Genomic DNA, 19,844 nt, shown 5'->3' on the forward strand with positions numbered 1-19,844 from the left:
CGTCGGACGGTCCGTCCCACGTACGGCGCCGGTGTCAGCTGCAACCGCTGGTCGAGCCGCAGCCCTCGCAGATGTAGCAGGAGCCGGCCCGCTGCATCTTCGTACCGCAGGAGAAGCAGAGCGGGGCATCCGCGCTGACGCCGAGCTGCATCTCCACGAGCTCGGCCGAGTTGTGCGCGACCTTGGGGGCCTCGACCGCGGCCGGCTTCGGTGCGGCGACGGCCTTCAGGGTCTCCGTCTGGCGCGGGGCCGACTGGGCCAGGCTCTCGACGTCCAGCTCCTCGTCCTCCAGGGTCGGCTCGTACGAACCGGTGTCCAGGTGACGCTGACGTTCCTCGGCGGAGTGGATGCCGAGGGCCGAGCGGGTCTCGAACGGCAGGAAGTCCAGCGCCAGGCGGCGGAAGATGTAGTCGACGATCGACTGCGCCATCCGCACGTCCGGGTCGTCCGTCATGCCGGCCGGCTCGAAGCGCATGTTGGTGAACTTCGAGACGTAGGTCTCAAGCGGCACACCGTACTGGAGGCCGACCGAGACGGCGATGGAGAAGGCGTCCATCATGCCCGCGAGGGTCGAGCCCTGCTTGGACATCTTCAGGAAGACCTCGCCCAGACCGTCGTCCGGGTAGGAGTTGGCGGTCATGTAGCCCTCGGCGCCACCGACCGTGAACGAGGTGGTGATCCCCGGGCGGCCCTTCGGGAGGCGCTTGCGGACCGGGCGGTACTCGACGACCTTCTCGACCGCGGTGCGGATGGTCTCCTCGGCCTTGGCGGTGACCGCCTCCTTCTCCTTCTCCTTGGTCTTGGCGGAGAGGGGCTGGCCGACCTTGCAGTTGTCGCGGTAGATGGCGAGCGCCTTGACGCCCATCTTCCACGCCTCGAAGTAGACCTCTTCGACGTCCTCGACGGTCGCCGTCTCCGGCAGGTTGACCGTCTTGGACAGCGCGCCCGAGATCCACGGCTGGATGGCCGCCATCATGCGGACGTGACCCATGGCCGAGATGGAACGCTCGCCCATGGCGCAGTCGAAGACCTCGTAGTGCTCGGTCTTCAGGCCCGGGGCGTCGATGACGTTCCCGTTCTCGGCGATGTGGGCGACGACCGCCTCGATCGCCTCCTCCTGGTAGCCGAGGCGGCGCAGGGCCTGCGGCACCGTGCCGTTGACGATCTGCATCGAGCCGCCGCCGACCAGCTTCTTGAACTTGACCAGGGCGAGGTCGGGCTCCAGGCCGGTGGTGTCGCACGACATGGCGAGACCGATGGTGCCGGTGGGCGCGATGACCGAGGCCTGCGCGTTGCGGAAACCGTTCTTCGCGCCGAGCCGGATCACGTCCTGCCACGCCTCCGTGGCGGCGGCCCAGATCGGGTTGTCCAGGTCGTCCACGTGCACGGCCACGGCGTTGGCGTCGGCGTGCTGCTTCATGACGCGCTGGTGCGGCTCGGCGTTGCGGGCGTAACCGTCGTACGCGCCGACGACCGCGGCGAGCTCGGCGGAGCGCTTGTACGAGGTGCCGGTCATCAGGGAGGTGATGGCGCCGGCGAGCGCGCGGCCGCCGTCGGAGTCGTACGCGTGGCCGGTGGCCATCAGCAGGGCGCCGAGGTTGGCGTAGCCAATGCCCAGCTGGCGGTAGGCGCGGGTGTTCTCGCCGATCTTCTGGGTCGGGAAGTCCGCGAAGCAGATGGAGATGTCCATCGCCGTGATGACGAGCTCGACGACCTTGGCGAAGCGCTCGACCTCGAAGGACTGGTTGCCCTTGCCGTCGTCCTTGAGGAACTTCATCAGGTTCAGGGACGCGAGGTTGCAGGACGTGTTGTCCAGGTGCATGTACTCGCTGCACGGGTTCGAGCCGTTGATGCGGCCGGACTCGGGGCAGGTGTGCCAGTGGTTGATGGTGTCGTCGTACTGGATGCCCGGGTCGGCGCAGGCCCAGGCCGCCTCGGCCATCTTGCGGAAGAGCGACTTGGCGTCGACCTCTTCGATGACGTCACCGGTCATGCGGGAGGTCAGGCCGAACTTCCCGCCCTGCTCGACCGCCTTCATGAAGGTGTCGTTCACACGGACCGAGTTGTTCGCGTTCTGGTACTGGACGGACGTGATGTCGTCGCCGCCCAGGTCCATGTCGAAGCCCGCGTCGCGCAGCGCGCGGATCTTCTCCTCTTCCTTCACCTTGGTCTCGATGAAGTTCTCGATGTCGGGGTGGTCGACGTCGAGGATGACCATCTTGGCCGCGCGGCGGGTCGCGCCGCCGGACTTGATGGTTCCGGCCGACGCGTCCGCGCCGCGCATGAAGGAGACCGGGCCGGAGGCGTTGCCGCCGGAGGAAAGCAGCTCCTTGGAGGAGCGGATGCGGGAGAGGTTCAGGCCGGCGCCGGAGCCACCCTTGAAGATCATGCCCTCTTCCTTGTACCAGTCGAGGATCGACTCCATGGAGTCGTCGACGGCCAGGATGAAGCACGCCGAGACCTGCTGCGGCTGGGGCGTGCCGACGTTGAACCACACCGGCGAGTTGAAGCTGAAGATCTGGTGCAGGAGCGCGTACGCCAGCTCGTGCTCGAAGATCTCGGCGTCGGCGGGCGAGGCGAAGTAGCCGTAGTCCTCGCCGGCCTTCGTGTACGTCTTCACGATCCGGTCGATCAGCTGCTTGAGACCGGTCTCGCGCTGCGGGGTGCCGACGGCCCCGCGGAAGTACTTGCTGGTGACGATGTTGACCGCGTTCACCGACCAGAAGTCGGGGAACTCGACGCCACGCTGCTCGAAGTTGACCGAGCCGTCGCGCCAGTTGGTCATGACGACGTCACGGCGCTCCCAGGACACCTCGTCGTACGGATGCACGCCGGGGGTCGTGTGGATGCGCTCGATACGCAGCCCCTTGGTGGCCTTGGATCCCTTGGCTCGGGAGCCTCGTGCCGGGCCGCTCGCCGTCTCTGTCATTGCCGCCTCCCATACGCGGGCAAAAACGCCCAAAAGTGCCTAAATGTTCCCAAGGCACGGTGTTTGTCTGTTGCCACGGGCGCAGCGGAAGCTCACCCCTGGCAGGTCCTGGATGCCGCCGATCGGCGACCGCGGGCCCGTGCGGGCCCCTCGGTCAGTCGGCAGCGGTGGCGGGCGCGGGGACCTCGGGGGTCACTCCGGCCACGCACTCGTCTGATTGGTCTGCAGGAGGCCGCCGCGCGCGGAGTTCCACGATGGCGGCCTCGAAGTCTTCGAGCGTGTCGAAAGCTCGGTAAACGGACGCGAAGCGCAGGTACGCGACGAGGTCGAGCTCCTGCAAGGGGCCGAGTATGGCAAGCCCCACGTCGTGCGTGGTCAGCTCGGCGCTGCCGGTGGCGCGCACCGCCTCTTCGACCCGCTGGCCGAGCTTGGCGAGGGCGTCCTCGGTGACGGGCCGTCCCTGGCATGCCTTGCGGACGCCCGAGATGACTTTGGTGCGGCTGAAGGGCTCGGTCACGCCGGAACGCTTGATGACCATCAGCGAGGCCGTCTCCACCGTCGTGAAGCGACGGGAGCAGTCGGGGCACTGGCGGCGCCGGCGGATCGACGTGCCGTCGTCGGTCGTACGACTGTCGACGACACGGCTGTCGGGGTGCCTGCAGAAGGGGCAGTGCATGGTTCCCAACCCTCCTTCACAGCACGACTGAATAGCCTCAGCGGGCTCAGAAACCTCCCGCGAAGCGACCACAAGCATAGGCGATGGCCAGGGTCTTGAAGGACCACGGAACACAACTTCTGGGTGGCTGCACCAATCCAACCACTAGATCTAGGGTTTGGTCGGTTACCCGGCCCTGCCGCGTGTCGTGGAACCCCGGCTGTGGCCCGGCGTTTTCCGGCCGCCCAAGAGGCTACGGGAAGCGCGTCGCAGCGCTGGATCGCGGGGTGCTGGATGACAGACTGTGCGCCGGTACGCCGTCGTCGCGAGCGACACGCGGCGGCCGCCAAAACGGTCCCCCCAGGGGGTGGTCGCCAAGCGTCCACCTCAGCGGTGAAGGGTACCGTAATGGACCGAATTGACGTTCGACGGGCCCCCAATCGGGACTCGCACATACACCCACCCGTAGGACCACGTAGCGCGTTCTGCGATTTTTCACTCGAACGTGTGTTTGGCGCAACCTTTCGAAAGCAACTACCGTTGTCCAGCTAGGGAGACCATTTCGAGAGGGGCCGACGTGACCACCACCGCAGACAGTGCCACCATCACTGCCCAGGACCGCTCCCAGACCCGACTTGAGCCGGTGCATGCCATGAATGACGCAGTCACGAACCAGGGGGCGGACGCCGGGCGCGCCCGTTCGCTGCCCGGCCGACCTCCAGGGATCAGGGCGGACAGCTCCGGGCTCACCGACCGGCAGCGGCGGGTCATCGAAGTCATCAGGGACTCCGTGCAGCGGCGTGGCTACCCGCCGTCGATGCGGGAGATCGGCCAGGCCGTCGGCCTCTCCAGCACCTCGTCCGTCGCCCACCAGCTGATGGCCCTGGAGCGCAAGGGCTTCCTGCGCCGCGACCCGCACCGGCCCCGCGCGTACGAGGTCCGCGGCTCCGACCAGCCGAGCAGCCAGCCCACCGACACCGCGGGCAAGCCCGCCGCCTCGTACGTGCCGCTGGTGGGCCGGATCGCCGCCGGCGGCCCGATCCTCGCCGAGGAGTCGGTCGAGGACGTCTTCCCCCTCCCCCGCCAGCTGGTCGGCGACGGCGAACTCTTCGTCCTGAAGGTCGTCGGCGACTCGATGATCGAAGCCGCGATCTGTGACGGCGACTGGGTCACGGTGCGCCGCCAGCCCGTCGCCGAGAACGGCGACATCGTCGCCGCGATGCTGGACGGCGAGGCCACCGTCAAGCGCTTCAAGCGCGAGGACAACCACATCTGGCTGCTCCCGCACAACGCCGCCTACCAGCCGATTCCCGGCGACGACGCGACCATTCTCGGCAAGGTCGTGGCGGTGCTCCGGCGGGTCTGACCCCTCCGCCGGCTCTGACCGGGCCCCGGGACCCCCTGCGCCGGTCCCGGGGCCCTGCTGTATCCGCAGCGCCCCACCCGCGTGCTGAGGGCGGGGCAGCCCTCGCCCTACTTGTCGTCGGCCTTGGCCGCCGCGTCGATGGCCGCGAGCGAGCGACGCGCCTGGTTACGGTCCGTGGTGTACCAGAAGTCGGGCAGCGAGGCCCGCAGATAGCTGCCGTAGCGAGCGTTGGCCAGCCTCGGATCGAGCACCGCGACCACACCCCGGTCGCCCGTCGCCCGGACGAGGCGGCCCGCGCCCTGGGCCATCAGAAGCGCGGCATGCGTCGCCGCCACGGCCATGAAACCGTTGCCGCCGCCCTCCTCGACCGCCTTCTGGCGGGCGCTCATCAGCGGGTCGTCGGGACGCGGGAACGGGATCCGGTCCATCACCACCAGCTGGCAGCTCGGGCCGGGCACGTCGACGCCCTGCCACAGGGACAACGTGCCGAACAGACAGGTCTTCGGGTCGGCCGCGAACGCCTTGATCAGCTCGCCCAGCGTCTCCTCGCCCTGGAGCAGGATCGGATTCTCCAGGCGGCCGCGCAGCTCCTCGGCGGCGGCCTGGGCGGCCCGCATCGAGGAGAACAGGCCGAGCGTGCGGCCGCCGGCCGCCTCCACCAGCTCGGCCAGCTCATCCATCATGTCGCCGCGCGAACCCTCCCGGCCCGGGGTGGCCAGGTGCTTCGCGACGTAGAGGATGCCCTGCTTGGGATAGTCGAAGGGCGAGCCGACGTCGAGGCCCTTCCACTGCGGCACGTCCTCGCCGCCGGTGCCCTCCGGGGAGAGGCCGAGCGAGGCGCCCACCCCGTTGAAGTCCCCGCCCAGCTTGAGCGTCGCGGAGGTCAGGACCACCGAGCGGTCCGTGAAGAGCTTCTCCCTGAGCAGGCCGGACACCGAGAGCGGGGCCACCCGCAGCGAGGCGCCGAAGCGGTCGTGGCGCTCGTACCAGACGACGTCCCACTCGGAGCCGTTGGTGATGCGCTCGGCCACGCCGTGCACCGTCTCCAGCATGGCGAGGGCCTGCTTGCGCACCGCGTCCTCGTCCTGGACGGACTTGTCGCGGGTGGAGCCGAGCGCCGAGATCACCTCGCGGGCGGCGTCGCGCAGCGCCATCAGCGCATAGCCGAGGTCTTCCGGGACCTCCTCCAAGCGGCCCGGCAGGGCCAGCTCCATCACCCGCTCGAAGCCCTCCGCGGCGGTCTGGAGGCTGTCGGCCACCTTCTCGTTGACCAGCTTGGCACTGCGCCGCACGGCCCGGTTGACCTGGCCGGGGGTGAGCTCGCCGGTCGCGACGCCGGTGACCCGGGAGACCAGCTCATGGGCCTCGTCGACGATCAGCACCTCGTGCTGCGGGAGCACCGGGGCGCCCTCGATCGCGTCGATGGCGAGCAGCGCGTGGTTGGTGACGACGACATCGGAGAGCTTGGCGCGCTCGCGGGCCGTCTCCGCGAAGCACTCCGCCCCATAGGCGCACTTCGTGGCGCCCAAACACTCGCGGGAGGACACGGAGACCTGCCCCCACGCCCTGTCCGAGACGCCCGGCGTCAGGTCGTCGCGGTCGCCGGTCTCGGTCTCGTCCGCCCAGTCCCGCATCCTGAGCAGGTCCTGGCCCAGCTTGCTGGTGGGCGCGGCCGACTCGAACTGGTCGAAGAGCCCCTCGTCCTCGTCCTGCGGCGCGCCCTCGTGGAGGCGGTGCAGGCACAGGTAATTGGAGCGGCCCTTCAGCATCGCGAACTGCGGGCGGCGCCGCAGCAGCGGGTTCAGCGCGTCCACGGTGCGCGGCAGGTCGCGCTCCACGAGCTGGCGCTGGAGCGCCAGCGTGGCCGTGGCGATCACGACGCGCTCCCCGTGCGCGAGGGCCGGCACCAGGTAGCCGAGGGACTTTCCGGTGCCCGTCCCGGCCTGGACCAGCAGGTGGGAGCTGTCGTCGACGGCATCGGCGACAGCCGTGGCCATGGTGACCTGGCCAGGCCGCTCCACGCCGCCGACGGCGGTGACGGCGGCGTGCAGGAGCTCGGGGAGTGAAGGCTTTGTCATAGCCAGACCACCCTAAGGCTCGCCACTGACAATCGGATCACTCAGCCGCTGCGAGAGGGTTCGCCACGGTGCCGTGCACGGTGGCGTGCGGCCGCTCGGGGCGGTCCCGGTAGCCGTCCGTGTGCAGCCGGTTCCGGTTGAGGCAGAGCCGGTCGATCCGGGGCGTGAGCAGGTCGAACGTTTCGTGACGGTCCTTCTCGTGGGGGAAGCGGGCCTGGTGGCGCAGGATCTCGTCGCGCACCAGAGCCCAGAAGTCGGCTTCGGGGACGCCCAGTTGGTCCTCGCAGAGCGGGGCGAGAAAGCGGAAGACGCCCACGAAGAGCCCCGAATGAATGAATTGCGTGAGGAAGGAGGGCGCCTCCGTAAGGAGGATGTTCCGTACGTCCTCGGGCATCGAGTCGTGTTCGGGAAGGTGCTCGGCGCTCACATTGATGTCGTCGACGAAGTCCTTGATCGCCAGGCGTACCGGCACGTCCTGGTCGTCGAAGACGACGATGGCGTTCTCTCCGTGCGGCGAGAAGACGGTGCCGTAGCGGTAGAGGAAGTGCAGCAGCGGCGGCAGCAGGGCGCTGAAAAGGCGGCGCAGCCACACCTGGGGCGCGAGCCCCGAGCGGGCGACCAGCTCGGCCGTGAAGGCACGCCCCTCGGGGTCGGTGTGGAGCAGCGCGGCAAGGGTGCGGGCCCGTTCGCCCGCCGCGAGCCGCTGCGGCAGGGGCTCGCGCCAGATCGCCCCCAGCAACTCCTTGTACTGATAAGGGACTTCGCCGATGCGGTCGTACACCGGGTGTTCCACGGCGACCGAGGCGACCTCGCCGAGCAGGAGCACCCGGCACTCGTCCCGCAGGAAGGCGTCCCGCTCGCACAGGCCCTGCACCCAGGCCGTGACGGCGGGCGCGGCCACGGTGCGCTCGGTCGGCAGGCCCCGCCAGACCAGGGTGTTGAGGATGGACAGCGGCAGTTTCACCGTGTGGCGCTCGGGCCGTGAAAGGTTCAGGAAGGTGCGGATGGACTGCTGCGGCAGCCGTACGTCGCCGTCGGTGGGCAGCGGCACGATGGCGTGGTCGGCGACGGCCGGGGCGAACAGCGGAAGGATCATCTCCGTCCACTGCCAGGGGTGGACGGGCAGGTACAGGTACGCCGCCGGATCCAGGCCCCGGGCCCGTAGCGCGGCGGCGAACGCCTCGCGGACCGGGGCGTCGAGCTCGCGGTCGTAGAGCCGGTCCGGCGTGGCCAGCGTCTCGACACCTCGGTAGCTCGCGAGGTCGGTACGGACCGCGATCCAGGGCAGCTTGGCCGGAGTGCGGGCCTCCGGGCTCCAGCGCGCGGCGTCGTCGGCGGAGAACCCGAGCCGGCCCTTGTTGAGCACGAGCCAGGGGTGACCGGTCTGGTGGCCCTCCAGCTCCGCGTAGCCGAGGTCGGCGAGCTGGGCGGCGGGCAGTGCGGTGGCGTGCAGGCGGGTGTCGGCGGCCAGGGTGGCGGTGAGTTCCCGCACGAGGTGTCCGAAGGTGGCGCCGTCGACGCCGAGGGTCCGGCGGGCGAGCGCGAGGAAGCGAATGGGGTCGCCGAAGGCCTCGGGGGACGGGAGCGAGTGGTCTGGGGCGCTCTGTTCGCGGGGCTCCCCCGCGCTCCGGGCGCGCTGCGCGGTGCGCCGGACGGAGTCGGGGTCCACCTGCCAGCCGCCGTACGCGCCGCGCCGCGCCAGGAAGGTCAAAGTGCTGCCGTCGTCCAGCGTGAACCCATACTGACCTGCGCTTTTTCCGTCCGGACCGGCATTGTCAGTGGTGGGCCCTACGGTTGGTTGCACGATTTCCTCGTAGGCGAAGGCACCGATCATCTTCGCGAGGAGGAGGCGTCCCGCACGGTCCCAGGCCTCGCGGTTCAGCTCGGGTGGGGCCAGCAGCCCGGGCGGGGCTTCGAGGTCGAGGAGGCCGCGGGATTCATCGGGGGAAGGAGGGTTCGGCATGGGGACTCCTCGGGGTCGAACCGATTCGGGGCTAGAGGTGTATGCGGAGCGGCGGGGCGTTCACAGCAGATTCCTGAGCGCGCGGTCGCGGACCATCAGGGCGGCCCGCTTGTCGGGCAGGTCGACCTCCGCGTGGAAGCGGAAGCCGGCGCTGAGGAACGCGGAGACGGAGGGGGTGTTGCGCAGATCGGGTTCGGCGATCACACGGGGGCAGTTGGGACGGTTGTCCATGACCAGGTCGGCGACGGCCCTGAGCAGGGTGGTCCCGACGCCCCGGCCGCGGTCGGCTACGCCGCCGATGAGCAGATGGAGACCGGTGTCGTGCGGGCGGGCCGGATAGTGGCGGGCCAGCGGGTCCAGGTCCGCGCGGTAGATCTCCCAGTAGCTCATGGGAGTTCCGTCGAGGACGCCCACACAGGGCACGCTGCGGCCGTCGCCGTCGAGCTGGTTGCGCAGATGGGCCGCGGTGACCGACGCGGGTCCCGCCAGGTCCCAGAAGGCGGCCACGGCAGGGTCGTTCATCCACTGGGTGAGGAGAGCTAGGTCGCGTTCGAGACGTACGGGGACGAGCTGGAACACGCCGAGCGGGGTGGTGACCGGCGCCCAGTCGCCGGGGGAATCGAGCAGGTCGTCCACGACCGGGCGAGCCCGTCGGGCAGCGCTGCCGGACTGCGGCAGCGGGTCGGTACCGGCCCACTGCTGGGCCACGTCGTCCGGGAGAGGTTCCGGGGCTGCGAGTCCTGAGCCCGAGGGAGCGGAATCGGCGCCCGGCCCGCAGAGCCCGGACCCGACGGGCCCACCGGACCCGAGCCTGTCCGGGCCCGAACCGCCCGGCCCGGCAGGGCTGTCGCCGAACAGGGCGACCAGTTCGGCGGGCAGCTCCAGGTCCAGGGTGTCGTCGGCCGCCTCCCCCTGGTGGGGGGCCGGGTCGGCTTCGGCGTCGGTGCTCGCATCGGTGGGAGGCACGGCGACGCTCCTAATTCTCTCGTAGTGGTTCCGACGGACGGCTGGTCGTCTGCCGGACTGTTCGATTCGCAGGTCCGCAATGCCTTTCAGATTCCAGGCAGTTGGATGCCTTCTGAGAGAGCGGCATGCGGACTTGCGGGGGTGATGGCTGTGTGGACGTCGAGCAGATACCTGCGACACTCCTGGCTCGGTGAGGCCTCCTGAGAGAGAGGTGCTGCTCGGCGACTACACGGCCACCACCCTGCCTTCCGGGTGGTGCCAGCCCGTGGGCATCGAGCGCAGGCCTAGGTGGCTCCAGACCGTAGAGGCCTTCTGACAGAGCGGCCGTGCTCGGTGTTCTCAGGCCGTCATCACTCGTCACGGTGATCGCCAGGAGGGAGTACTGCTGCGAGCGTTGTTGGTGGTGCGAGCCCGCCTCACGGTGACCTCTTGCAACTCCCGAGCCGTCGAGCTCTGGGCAAGACCGAGGCCCGTGGGGTGCGCTGGTGCCGCGAACGGCTTGTGCGACGTCGGCCCGAACATGAGGCCTGGAATTAGGGAGCCGCGTGGCCCGCATGCGCTCGTGACCAGCGCAAAGACCCGCACCTTGGGGAGGAACAGCGTGATCTTCTGCGGAATTGACTGGGCCGAACGCCACCATGACGTCGCCCTGGTCAACGACACCGGCCAGTTGCTGGCCAAGCGCCGCATCGGCGACGACGCGGCCGGCTACCGGTTTCTGCTCGACCTGCTCGCCGAGTACGGCGACACCGAAGACGACCCGATCCCGGTGGCGATCGAGACCAGCCGCGGCCTGCTCGTCGCCGTGCTGCGCACCGGCCGGCGCAAGGTGTTCGCGGTCAACCCGATGGCCGCCGCCCGCTACCGCGACCGGCACGGCGTCAGCCGCAAAAAGTCCGACCCCGGCGACGCCTTCGTACTGGCGAACATCCTGCGCACCGACATGCCCATGCACCGGCCACCGCCCGCCGACACCGAACTGGCCCGCGCCATCGCCGTCCTGGCCCGGGCCCAGCAGGACTCGACCTGGAACCGCCAGCAGATGTCCAACCAGCTCCGGTCCCTGCTGCGCGAGTACTACCCGGCCGCCCTGGAAGCCTTCGCCCCCTGGCAGAACGGCCTGTGCCGTCCCGAGGCCCGTGAACTCCTCAAGCTCGCCCCCACCCCCACGCAAGCCGCCCGACTGACCCGCACCCAGCTGCGCTCGGCCTTCAAGCGCGCCGGCCGCCAACGCGGCATCGAAGCCGAGGCAGAGCGCCTGCGAGAGGCCTTCCGCGGCGACTACGCCCACCAGCCACCACTGGTCGAGGACGCACTCGGCCGACAGATGCTCGCCCTGCTGGGCCAGTTGGAGGCCGCGTGCCATTCCGCTGACGATCTCGCCAAGGCGGTGGAGGAGGTTTTCCCCCAGCACCCGGACGCCGAGACCATCCTTAGCTTCCCTGGCCTCGGTATTCAGCTCGGTGCCCGGGTGCTCGCCGAGATCGGAGACGACCGCAACCGCTTCGCCGACGCCCGCGGCCTGAAGGCCTACGCGGGCTCGGCCCCCGTCACCCGCGCGTCGGGCAAGAAACACCACGTCGGCCGCCGCATGATCAAGAACGACCGCCTCAACCATGCGGGCTACCTGTGGGCCTTCGCCTCCATCAGAGCCTCCGAGGGAGCCGATGCCCACTACCGGCGCCGACGCGAGCACGGCGACTGGCACGCACAGGCCCAACGACACCTGTTCAACCGCATGCTCGGCCAGCTCCATCACTGCCTCAAGGCAGGCGAGTTGTTCGATGAACATCAGGCATTTCCCTCCCTTCTGGAGGCCGCAGCTTGACGACTTAGCACCGTGCGATGTCTCTCAGCAGTTCGTACGGGTCAAGTTCCGTTGGTGTGAAGGGGGTTGGTGATGGTGACGTAGACGGACTGGGTGTCGACCGGGCCGACGAGTTCGTCGAGGCCGTGCAGCCGGGTCAGCAGATTGGCCTTGCAGCGCAGCGTCGCGCTGTCCAGCAACTGGGCGGGCAGGGGCGAGCCGAGGTCGGTGGCCTTGGCGAGGAACTGGCGCAGGGCGGCGAGCAGGACGCGTTCGTCGGCGAGGTGCTGGGCGCCGAAGGCCCCGATGAGACCGAGGACGTTGTTGATGCCGAGGTAGTAGGCGAAGCGCTCGTCGGTCACGGCGTCGGGGACGAAGGTGTCGCTGGTGGCGCCGATGCCGGGCAGTCGCCGCTCCAGGGCGGCGCGGTGCGACTCGCGGAAGTAGTAGCCCTGGTTGTCGCGGTAGCGGCCGCCCACGGGCCAGCCGTCGGGGTCGAGCAGGACCAGAGTGTTCTGCTGGTGGGCCTCCAGGGCGATGCCTGCCGTGCCGTCCAGCCAGAGCAGCGGGCGTACGACCTGGTCGAGGTAGCGCAGGAACCACTCGGCACAGACGGCCGTGGTGGGCCGGCCGGTGCGGGCGGCGAGCCGGCCCACGACGTCGGCGAGGCGCGACAGCATCCCGGGACGGCCCGGCATGGGGCGCGGGGCGGTGAGTGAGGCGATGCAGACGGCGTCGTCGCCGGGCGCGAAGGGGTTGTGGCGGACCATGACGTCAAGGCCCGGCAGGGGTTCGCCGTCCGGGGTGTCGACGGCGAGCCAGGCGGGGTCGCGGACGATGTCGAAGCAGGGGTGCGCGGACTGCCACTCCTCGCCGAGGCCGGCCCGTAGCAGGCGGTGGACCTCCACGCCGCGGTGGAGTTCCTTGCGGAGGTTCTCACGACGGGAGTTGGTGATGCGTACGCCGAGCGACAGCTTGAGCATGACATCGGCGCCAGGGCGGTGCACGGTGCGGACGGAGGACGTGGGGTGCCAGTCCTCGCCGTGCGGGCCGAGGTCGTACAGGAGCCCGGCGTCGAGCAGCGCGGCGACGGCGGGGCGCTGGGCGATGTCGCGGGCCTGCCAGGGGTGCAGGGGCAACGGGACGGCGCCGGGCGGAAGTTGGAGGCCCTCCGCGAGCCGGTGCGCCAGCTGTGCGGCGTCGATGGCGCGGCCGCCTTCGGTCCATGCCGAGTCGGTGGCGAGGACGCGGGGGTCGACGGCCATCCAGTGCAGCGGGAAGGAGCCGTACAACTCGGGTGAGTAGCGGCGCGCTTCCGTCTCGGAGAGGCCCTCGCGGCTCTTGGGGGTGGGGTGCAGCGGGTGGCCGAGGAGGAGGGACTGTTCGGCGGTGAGGAAGAGATCGGCGGTGTCGCGGGGGCCGGGGCGGGTGCGCCGGTCGGCGATGAAGTCCGTGGTGCGGCGCACGGAGTCGGCGACCCGGCCCACCAGGTCGGCGCCCTCGCCCTGGCCGGCCTCGCGGCCGAGCAGGGCGGCGACCGTGACGGCGTCGGCGGGCGGGGCGCCGGCGGAGCCGCCTTCCAGGGTGGGCCTGGCGAACCGGTGCCAGCCGGTGGCCGACCAGTACAGGACGGGCACGGCCAGCGCGGTTCCGCTGGCCGGGAGAGGGATGCGCAGGACCGGACCGTCCGGCGCGGTCAGGTCGTTCTCCCGAACCCAGCAGCGCAGCAGGTTCTCGACGGCGGCCGCTTCGGCGGCGGCCCCGGGGTCGGGGGCGTCGAGCGGGTCCGGATCGGTTGGGGTGGTCAGTCGTTCGCCGTGGATCCCGGCCTTCTGGCGCGGCACCGTCGTCGGCTCGGCCACCAGCGGGCCGCGGTGGGCGGTGACAGGGCCGTCGGCCTCGTGCGCATCGGGTGCGGGAGTGGGATTCACGGCGGTCTTCCTTGCGAGCTCGTGGGGTGGTCCGGGATCAGTGGGACGGTCCGGTCTCGGCCCGGTGGTGCGCGACGCCGGCCCCCGAGTCGGCGCGCTGGTGCGAGGCGCGTGCGGCGGCCGACAGGGCGTCGGCGAGCCGGTCGAGGACGGCCACGGCCTGCTCGTCGGTGAGGGTGAGCGGAGGCAGCAGGCGTACCACGCTGGAGTGGCGGCCGCCGAGCTCGACGATGAGCCCACGCCGCAGGCACTCCTGCTGCACGGCGCCGGCCAGGGCGGGCGCGGGCGGCGGCGGGTTGCCGGAGCTGAGGTCCTCGCGCTCCGGGTCGACGAGTTCGACGCCGATCATCAGGCCCCGGCCGCGCACGTCGCCGATGCAGGGGTGGTCGGCGGCGAGGCCCTGCAACTGGCCGAGCATGCGGGCCCCGAGGACGGCCACCCGCTCGGCGAGCCGGTTCTCCCGGACGTACGCGAGGGTGGCCGCGCCGGCCGCCATGGCGAGCTGGTTGCCGCGGAACGTACCGGCGTGCGCGCCGGGCTCCCACGCGTCGAGGCCGTCCCGGTACACGATCACGGCCAGCGGCAGCGAGCCGCCGATGGCCTTGGAGAGCACCATCACGTCGGGCACCACCCCGCTGTGCTCGACGGCCCAGAACGTGCCGGTGCGGCCGACGCCCGTCTGCACCTCGTCGGCGATCAGCGGGATGGAGCGGCTCGCGGTGATCTCGCGCATCCGGCGCATCCAGGCGTCGGGCGCCGGGATCACGCCGCCCTCTCCCTGCACCGGTTCGAGGATCATCCCGGCCGGTGCGGGGACGCCGCCCTTGGGGTCGTCGAGGAGGTTCTCGGTCCAGCGGGCGGCGGTCTCGGCCCCGCGTTCGCCGCCGAGTCCGTACGGGCAGCGGTAGTTCTGCGGGTAGGGCAGCCGGGTCACCCCGGCGTCCCGGGCGCCGCCGGAGACGGCGAGGGCGCCCGCGGTCATGCCGTGGTAGGCACCGGTGAAGGCGAGCATTCCGGTGCGCCCGGTGGCGGTGCGGACCAGCTTCAGCGCGGCCTCGACCGCGTCCGTGCCGGCCGGTCCACAGAACTGGATCCTTCCGTGCTCGGCGAGTTGACGCGGCAGGGTGGCGAACAGCTCCGTGGTGAAGGCGTCCTTGACCGGCGTCGCGAGGTCCAGGATGTGCAGCGGCGCCCCCGATTCGAGGACCTTGCGGATCGCTTCGAGCACGACGGGATGGTTGTGCCCGAGCGCCAGTGTCCCCGCCCCCGAGAGGCAGTCCAGATAACGCCGCCCGTCCGCACCCTCGATCGTCAGTCCGCGCGCCCGCACGGGCACGATGGGCAGCGAACGGGCATAGGTGCGAGCCGCCGACTCCCTCAGGGACTGCCTTCGCAGGATCCCCTCATGAGTGCTGAGCAGCGCCGTCGGAGCTGGTTCGGTCACGGCCACGACTGCTGGTCCTCCCGCTGTGACGGTTCCGTATCGCGTCCGTTGCGCGGCGCGTACCCCCACGCTGAACGCTGTCCTGATGTCCCCCGTACGTACCAACGACGCCGGCACCGCGGGAGCACGGCCTGACCGGAACTTCCTTGCCCCCAGGCAAGGTTCGCCTAACCACCGCGGCGGGACGGTCCGGCGGGTGGAACCGCGGCCCTGCCGCGCACCGTCCCCACCGGCACCGGCATAGTGGGGCCCGCACTCGGGCACCGGCTCGCGGTGCCGCTGTTCACGAGTTTGTTCACGAGTTCAGAAGACGAAGAAGACGAAGACGCTTTGATGACGAAGTTCCAGGGGGAATTCGACATGCGACCGATACGCCCGTCCAGCGCCGAGCGCACGGGAGACAGAGCCCGTCGCGGGGTCTCCCCCGTGCTGGCCGCCCTCGGCCTCACGGCCGCGCTGGCGCTGACCGCGACCGCCTGCGGACCCGGCGGTTCCAACGCCGACAGCAAGCCGACGGCCTCGGCGACGGCCACGGGCGACGCCGACAAGCTCCAGATCCCGGACGACGTCAAGAACCAGCTCAAGAAGCACGGCATCGACCTGGACAAGTGGAAGAACGGCGAGTGGAAGAACTGGGACAAGGCCACTTGGCTGCGTGAGGCCAAGGACTACGTCAACCCGATCATCCAGGACCTGTGGGACCCGGACCGGATGCGCAAGGCGGACAAGCCCCCGGAGAAGGCCGTCCCCAATGACATCTCCGGCGACAAGGGCGTGACGGACCCGACGCCGGCGCCCGTCAAGGCCGCCGCGGTGAAGGCTCCGTACCACCAGAACCTGCCGGAGCTGGGCAAGCTGTTCTTCGACAGCCCCGAGGGTTCGATGGTGTGCTCGGCGACCGTCGTGAAGGACCCGGCGCACCCCGGCAAGTCCAACATGGTGTGGACCGCGGGCCACTGCGTGCACGCGGGCGCCAAGGGCGGCTGGTACCGCAACATCGCCTTCGTCCCCTCGTACAACAACGCCAACCTGCCGACGGCCCAGCTGCAGAAGGCCACCAAGGCGCAGATCGCTCCCTACGGCGTCTACTGGGCCGACTGGGCGCAGACCTCGCAGCAGTGGATCGAGGGCGGCGGCCCGACCGGCGGCACCGGCGCGCCGTACGACTTCGCGGTGCTGCACGTGACGCCGGAGAAGGGCTCGAACGGCAAGTCCCTGGAGGAGACCGTCGGCGGGGCGCTTCCGGTGGACTTCGACGCGCCGGCCGTGCCGAAGATCAGCGCCATGACGGCCAACGGCTACCCGGCCGCGCCTCCTTACGACGGCCAGAAGCTGTACCAGTGCAAGGACAAGCCGGGCCGGCTCTCCCTTGAGGCGAACCTGCCGACGATGTACCGCATCGGCTGCACCATGACCGGCGGTTCCTCCGGCGGCGGCTGGATCGCCACGGGTTCGGACGGCAAGCCGTCGCTCGTGTCCAACACCTCGATAGGCCCGGTCACCGCGGGCTGGCTGGCCGGCCCGCGCCTGGGCAAGGAGGCCAAGGGCGTGTACGACTCGGTGAGCACCAAGTACGCGGGCCGGTAAGCGCTTTGCGGGGGTCCTGTGAACGCCGGGACCCCCGTTCGTACCCCCCGTGCCGAGCAGGCATAGTAGGGGGCTGCACGGTGGGCGACCAGGCACACGCCCGCCCACCGGACTGACAAGTACATGGCAAGACCTGCTCTCGACGGGCAGGCTCATCAGGGGGAATCGTTTTCATGCGATCCATACGTCCGTTGCTGGCCGCTTCCGGCCTCGCTGCGGCTCTCGCACTGACCGCCACCGCGTGCGGCCCGGGCGGCAGCGACGCGGACAGCAAGCCGTCCGCCTCCGGCTCCGCCCAGTCCAAGGGCGACTCCGCCGGTCCCGCCGACCTGGCCGACACCCTCAAGAAGCACGGGGTCGACCTGGACAAGTGGAAGAACGGCGGCTGGAAGAACTGGGACAAGGACAAGTGGCTGCGTGACGCCAAGGACTTCGTCAACCCGGTGATCGACGGCTTGTGGAAGCCGGACCGGATGAAGTCCGCCAAGGACCCGCAGAAGACCATGGCGGCCGGTGACGTCAACGGCGGTACGGGCATCTCGGACCCCGAGCCCGCGCCCGTCAAGGCCGTCCAGGAGAAGCTGCCTTACCACGACTTCGCGGCCCCGGTCGGCAAGGTGTTCTTCGACTCCCCCGAGGGCCCCATGGTCTGCTCGGGCACCGTCGTGAAGGACCCGGCCCACCCCGGCAAGTCCAACATGGTGTGGACCGCGGGCCACTGCGTCCACCAGGGCGGCTCCGGCGGCTGGTACCGCAACATCGCCTTCGTCCCGTCGTACAACGACAAGGGCAAGTCGGCCGCGGCCCTGAACAACGCGCAGCCGCAGGAGATCGCGCCCTACGGCGTGTACTGGGCCGACTGGGCCTCGACCTCCGGCGAGTGGATCAAGGACGGCGGCCCGACCGGCGGCACCGGCGCCCCGTACGACTACGCGGTCCTTCACGTGAAGCCGGAGAACGGAAGCAAGTCCCTCGAAGAGACCGTCGGCAACGCGCTGACGGTCAACTTCTCCGCCCCGCAGGCCAAGTCCGTCGCCACGATGGGCGCTTGGGGCTACCCGGCGGCGCCGCCGTACGACGGTCTGCAGATGTTCAAGTGCCTCGACCGGCCCGGCCAGCTCTCCATCAGCCCCGGCACGCCGCCGATGTACCGCATCGGCTGCACCATGACGGGCGGCTCCTCGGGCGGCGGCTGGTTCATGAACGGCCCCGACGGCAAGGCCCAGCTGGTCTCCAACACCTCGATCGGCCCGGTCACTTCGGGCTGGCTGGCCGGCCCGCAGCTCGGCGCCGGCGCGAAGGCCCTCTTCGACTCGATGAGCGCGAAGTACGGCGGCCAGTAACCCCGGAACACCGGAACGCCTGAGCACCGGATACGACGCAGGGCCCGCCCCCTCCTGCGAGGGGACGGGCCCTGCGTCTTTCAGCCTCGCGAACTACCGCCTGCTCAGCGGCAGTTCACCATCCGTACGCTCAGTGCGCGGCCGGCACGTACGGAGCCAGCTCGGCGGCGAGCACCTCGTGCACCCGGGCCTTGAGCACGGTGCCCTCCGCGACGTGCTCCTCGGAGATCACCTCGCCCTCGGCATGCGCCCGGGCGACCAGCTGCCCGTGCGTGTAGGGCACCAGCGCCTCGATCTCGATCGAGGGGCGCGGCAGCTCGGCGTCGATGAGCGCGAGCAGCTCCTCGATGCCTTCGCCGGTGCGGGCCGAGACCGCGATGGAGTGCCGCTCGATCCGCAGCAGCCGCTGCAGCACGAGCGGGTCCGCCGCGTCCGCCTTGTTGATCACCACGATCTCGGGCACGTCGACGGCGCCCACATCGCGGATGACCTCGCGCACGGCGGCGAGCTGCTCCTCCGGCGCGGGGTGCGACCCGTCCACCACGTGCAGGATGAGATCGGAGTCGCCGACCTCCTCCATGGTGGAGCGGAACGCCTCGACGAGGTGGTGCGGCAGATGCCGTACGAATCCGACGGTGTCGGCCAGCGTGTACAGCCGCCCGGTGGGCGTCTCGGCCCGGCGCACCGTCGGGTCGAGGGTGGCGAACAGCGAGTTCTCCACCAGCACGCCCGCGCCCGTGAGGCGGTTGAGCAGCGAGGACTTTCCGGCGTTGGTGTAACCCGCGATGGCGACCGAAGGCACCTTGTTGCGGCGCCGCTCCTGGCGCTTGATCTCGCGGCCGGTCTTCATCTCCGCGATCTCACGGCGCATCTTCGCCATCTTCTCGCGGATCCGCCGCCGGTCCGTCTCGATCTTGGTCTCACCGGGACCACGGGTAGCCATGCCGCCGCCACCGCTGGACCCGCCGCCGCCCATCTGACGCGACAGCGACTGACCCCATCCGCGCAGCCGCGGCAGCATGTACTGCATCTGCGCCAGCGAGACCTGCGCCTTGCCCTCACGGGACTTGGCGTGCTGGGCGAAGATGTCGAGGATCAGGGCCGTCCGGTCGACCACCTTGACCTTGACGACGTCTTCGAGATGGATCAGCTGGCCCGGGCTGAGCTCACCGTCGCAGACCACCGTGTCCGCGCCGGTCTCCAGCACGATGTCCCGCAGCTCCTGGGCCTTGCCGGAGCCGATGTAGGTGGCCGGGTCGGGCTTGTCGCGGCGCTGGTAGACGCCGTCGAGCACCAGGGCGCCCGCCGTCTCGGCGAGGGCCGCGAGCTCCGCGAGCGAGTTCTCCGCGTCCAGAAGCGTCCCCGTGGTCCATACGCCGACCAGCACCACGCGCTCCAGGCGCAGCTGCCGGTACTCGACCTCGGTGACGTCCTCCAGCTCGGTGGAGAGGCCCGCCACGCGCCGCAGCGCGGCACGCTCGGAGCGGTCCAGCTGGTCGCCGTCCCGCGCTCCGTCGATCTCGTGGCTCCAGGCGACGTCCTCTTCCATCAGGGCATCGGCCCGAAGGCTCTCGGTGCGGTGCGTGTCCGCGAAGCTCTGCTCGTCCTGGGAAGGGGATGAAGAGGAGGTCATTGGATCCTTTACGTCGTTGGAATTCCGGACCGGAGTCCCCGAGGGAATTCCGGCTGTGTCGGTCACAACGCGTAATGGGTCCGAATGATTCCCGGACGGAATCCGGCCCCGGCAGCGCCGCCGACGTGAACGATGGTCGCAC

Annotated in this window: 12 protein-coding genes; 4 read left to right on the plus strand and 8 right to left on the minus strand. The window is 70.3% G+C overall.

Features of this window, described 5'->3' with window-relative positions:
* Positions 1-34: 34 nt before the first annotated feature.
* A complete protein-coding gene (locus OHA17_RS10740) occupies positions 35-2,929 on the minus strand; it encodes a vitamin B12-dependent ribonucleotide reductase (RefSeq protein ID WP_406506170.1) in 2,895 nt (964 codons plus the stop codon).
* Positions 2,930-3,083: 154 nt separating this feature from the next.
* Positions 3,084-3,605: a transcriptional regulator NrdR gene (gene nrdR / locus OHA17_RS10745; protein ID WP_398879863.1), complete on the minus strand. Its 522-nt coding sequence runs from the start codon at positions 3,603-3,605 to the stop codon at positions 3,084-3,086.
* A gap of 556 nt (positions 3,606-4,161) precedes the next feature.
* On the opposite strand from nrdR, the gene lexA reads away from it, so the two are divergent.
* Complete coding sequence (lexA, locus tag OHA17_RS10750) at positions 4,162-4,950, plus strand: transcriptional repressor LexA (RefSeq protein WP_053726378.1); 789 nt, start codon at positions 4,162-4,164, stop codon at positions 4,948-4,950.
* Between the two features lie 107 nt (positions 4,951-5,057).
* On the opposite strand, the gene OHA17_RS10755 is transcribed toward lexA, so the two are convergent.
* The 3 genes from OHA17_RS10755 to OHA17_RS10765 are packed head-to-tail and all read right to left on the minus strand — an operon-like array spanning position 5,058 to position 9,957.
* Positions 5,058-7,028, minus strand: coding sequence for an ATP-dependent DNA helicase (locus OHA17_RS10755; protein ID WP_406506173.1), 1,971 nt, complete (start codon positions 7,026-7,028; stop codon positions 5,058-5,060).
* A gap of 37 nt (positions 7,029-7,065) precedes the next feature.
* Positions 7,066-8,991, minus strand: a complete 1,926-nt coding sequence (locus tag OHA17_RS10760) for an IucA/IucC family protein (RefSeq protein WP_406506175.1) — start codon at positions 8,989-8,991, stop codon at positions 7,066-7,068.
* A 60-nt stretch (positions 8,992-9,051) separates the two neighbouring features.
* Positions 9,052-9,957 carry a GNAT family N-acetyltransferase gene (locus OHA17_RS10765; RefSeq protein WP_406506177.1) on the minus strand — a complete coding sequence of 302 codons (906 nt, stop codon included), beginning with the start codon at positions 9,955-9,957 and terminating at the stop codon, positions 9,052-9,054.
* Between the two features lie 601 nt (positions 9,958-10,558).
* Between OHA17_RS10765 and OHA17_RS10770 the strand changes: the two genes are divergently transcribed.
* A complete protein-coding gene (locus OHA17_RS10770) occupies positions 10,559-11,785 on the plus strand; it encodes an IS110 family transposase (protein ID WP_406510683.1) in 1,227 nt (408 codons plus the stop codon).
* A gap of 41 nt (positions 11,786-11,826) precedes the next feature.
* On the opposite strand, the gene OHA17_RS10775 is transcribed toward OHA17_RS10770, so the two are convergent.
* Both OHA17_RS10775 and OHA17_RS10780 read right to left on the minus strand, forming a co-directional pair.
* Positions 11,827-13,695: an IucA/IucC family protein gene (locus tag OHA17_RS10775; protein ID WP_406506179.1), complete on the minus strand. Its 1,869-nt coding sequence runs from the start codon at positions 13,693-13,695 to the stop codon at positions 11,827-11,829.
* 37 nt (positions 13,696-13,732) lie between these two features.
* Positions 13,733-15,145: a diaminobutyrate--2-oxoglutarate transaminase family protein gene (locus tag OHA17_RS10780; protein WP_406506181.1), complete on the minus strand. Its 1,413-nt coding sequence runs from the start codon at positions 15,143-15,145 to the stop codon at positions 13,733-13,735.
* A 354-nt stretch (positions 15,146-15,499) separates the two neighbouring features.
* On the opposite strand from OHA17_RS10780, the gene OHA17_RS10785 reads away from it, so the two are divergent.
* Together OHA17_RS10785 and OHA17_RS10790 are read left to right on the plus strand one after the other, a co-directional pair.
* The gene (locus tag OHA17_RS10785) at positions 15,500-16,726 is read left to right on the plus strand and encodes a trypsin-like serine peptidase (RefSeq protein ID WP_406506183.1); all 1,227 of its coding nucleotides are present in this window, start codon (positions 15,500-15,502) and stop codon (positions 16,724-16,726) included.
* Between the two features lie 173 nt (positions 16,727-16,899).
* A complete protein-coding gene (locus OHA17_RS10790; protein WP_406506185.1) occupies positions 16,900-18,069 on the plus strand; it encodes a trypsin-like serine peptidase in 1,170 nt (389 codons plus the stop codon).
* A 130-nt stretch (positions 18,070-18,199) separates the two neighbouring features.
* On the opposite strand, the gene hflX is transcribed toward OHA17_RS10790, so the two are convergent.
* Positions 18,200-19,702 (minus strand): GTPase HflX, encoded by a 1,503-nt coding sequence (gene hflX / locus OHA17_RS10795; protein WP_053726385.1) that lies wholly within the window; start codon positions 19,700-19,702, stop codon positions 18,200-18,202.
* Positions 19,703-19,844 lie beyond the last annotated feature (142 nt).

It is taken from the genome of Streptomyces sp. NBC_00212, from assembly GCF_045206365.1.
GTDB lineage: Bacteria > Actinomycetota > Actinomycetes > Streptomycetales > Streptomycetaceae > Streptomyces.

What these genes read in the sequence shown, in the direction of transcription:
- OHA17_RS10740 (WP_406506170.1), bottom strand. Translation starts at nt 2,929, where the DNA reads ATGACAGAGACGGCGAGCGGCCCGGCACGAGGCTCCCGAGCCAAGGGA.
- nrdR (WP_398879863.1), bottom strand. Translation starts at nt 3,605, where the DNA reads ATGCACTGCCCCTTCTGCAGGCACCCCGACAGCCGTGTCGTCGACAGT.
- OHA17_RS10755 (WP_406506173.1), bottom strand. Translation starts at nt 7,028, where the DNA reads ATGACAAAGCCTTCACTCCCCGAGCTCCTGCACGCCGCCGTCACCGCC.
- OHA17_RS10760 (WP_406506175.1), bottom strand. Translation starts at nt 8,991, where the DNA reads ATGCCGAACCCTCCTTCCCCCGATGAATCCCGCGGCCTCCTCGACCTC.
- OHA17_RS10785 (WP_406506183.1), top strand. Translation starts at nt 15,500, where the DNA reads ATGCGACCGATACGCCCGTCCAGCGCCGAGCGCACGGGAGACAGAGCC.
- OHA17_RS10790 (WP_406506185.1), top strand. Translation starts at nt 16,900, where the DNA reads ATGCGATCCATACGTCCGTTGCTGGCCGCTTCCGGCCTCGCTGCGGCT.
- hflX (WP_053726385.1), bottom strand. Translation starts at nt 19,702, where the DNA reads ATGACCTCCTCTTCATCCCCTTCCCAGGACGAGCAGAGCTTCGCGGAC.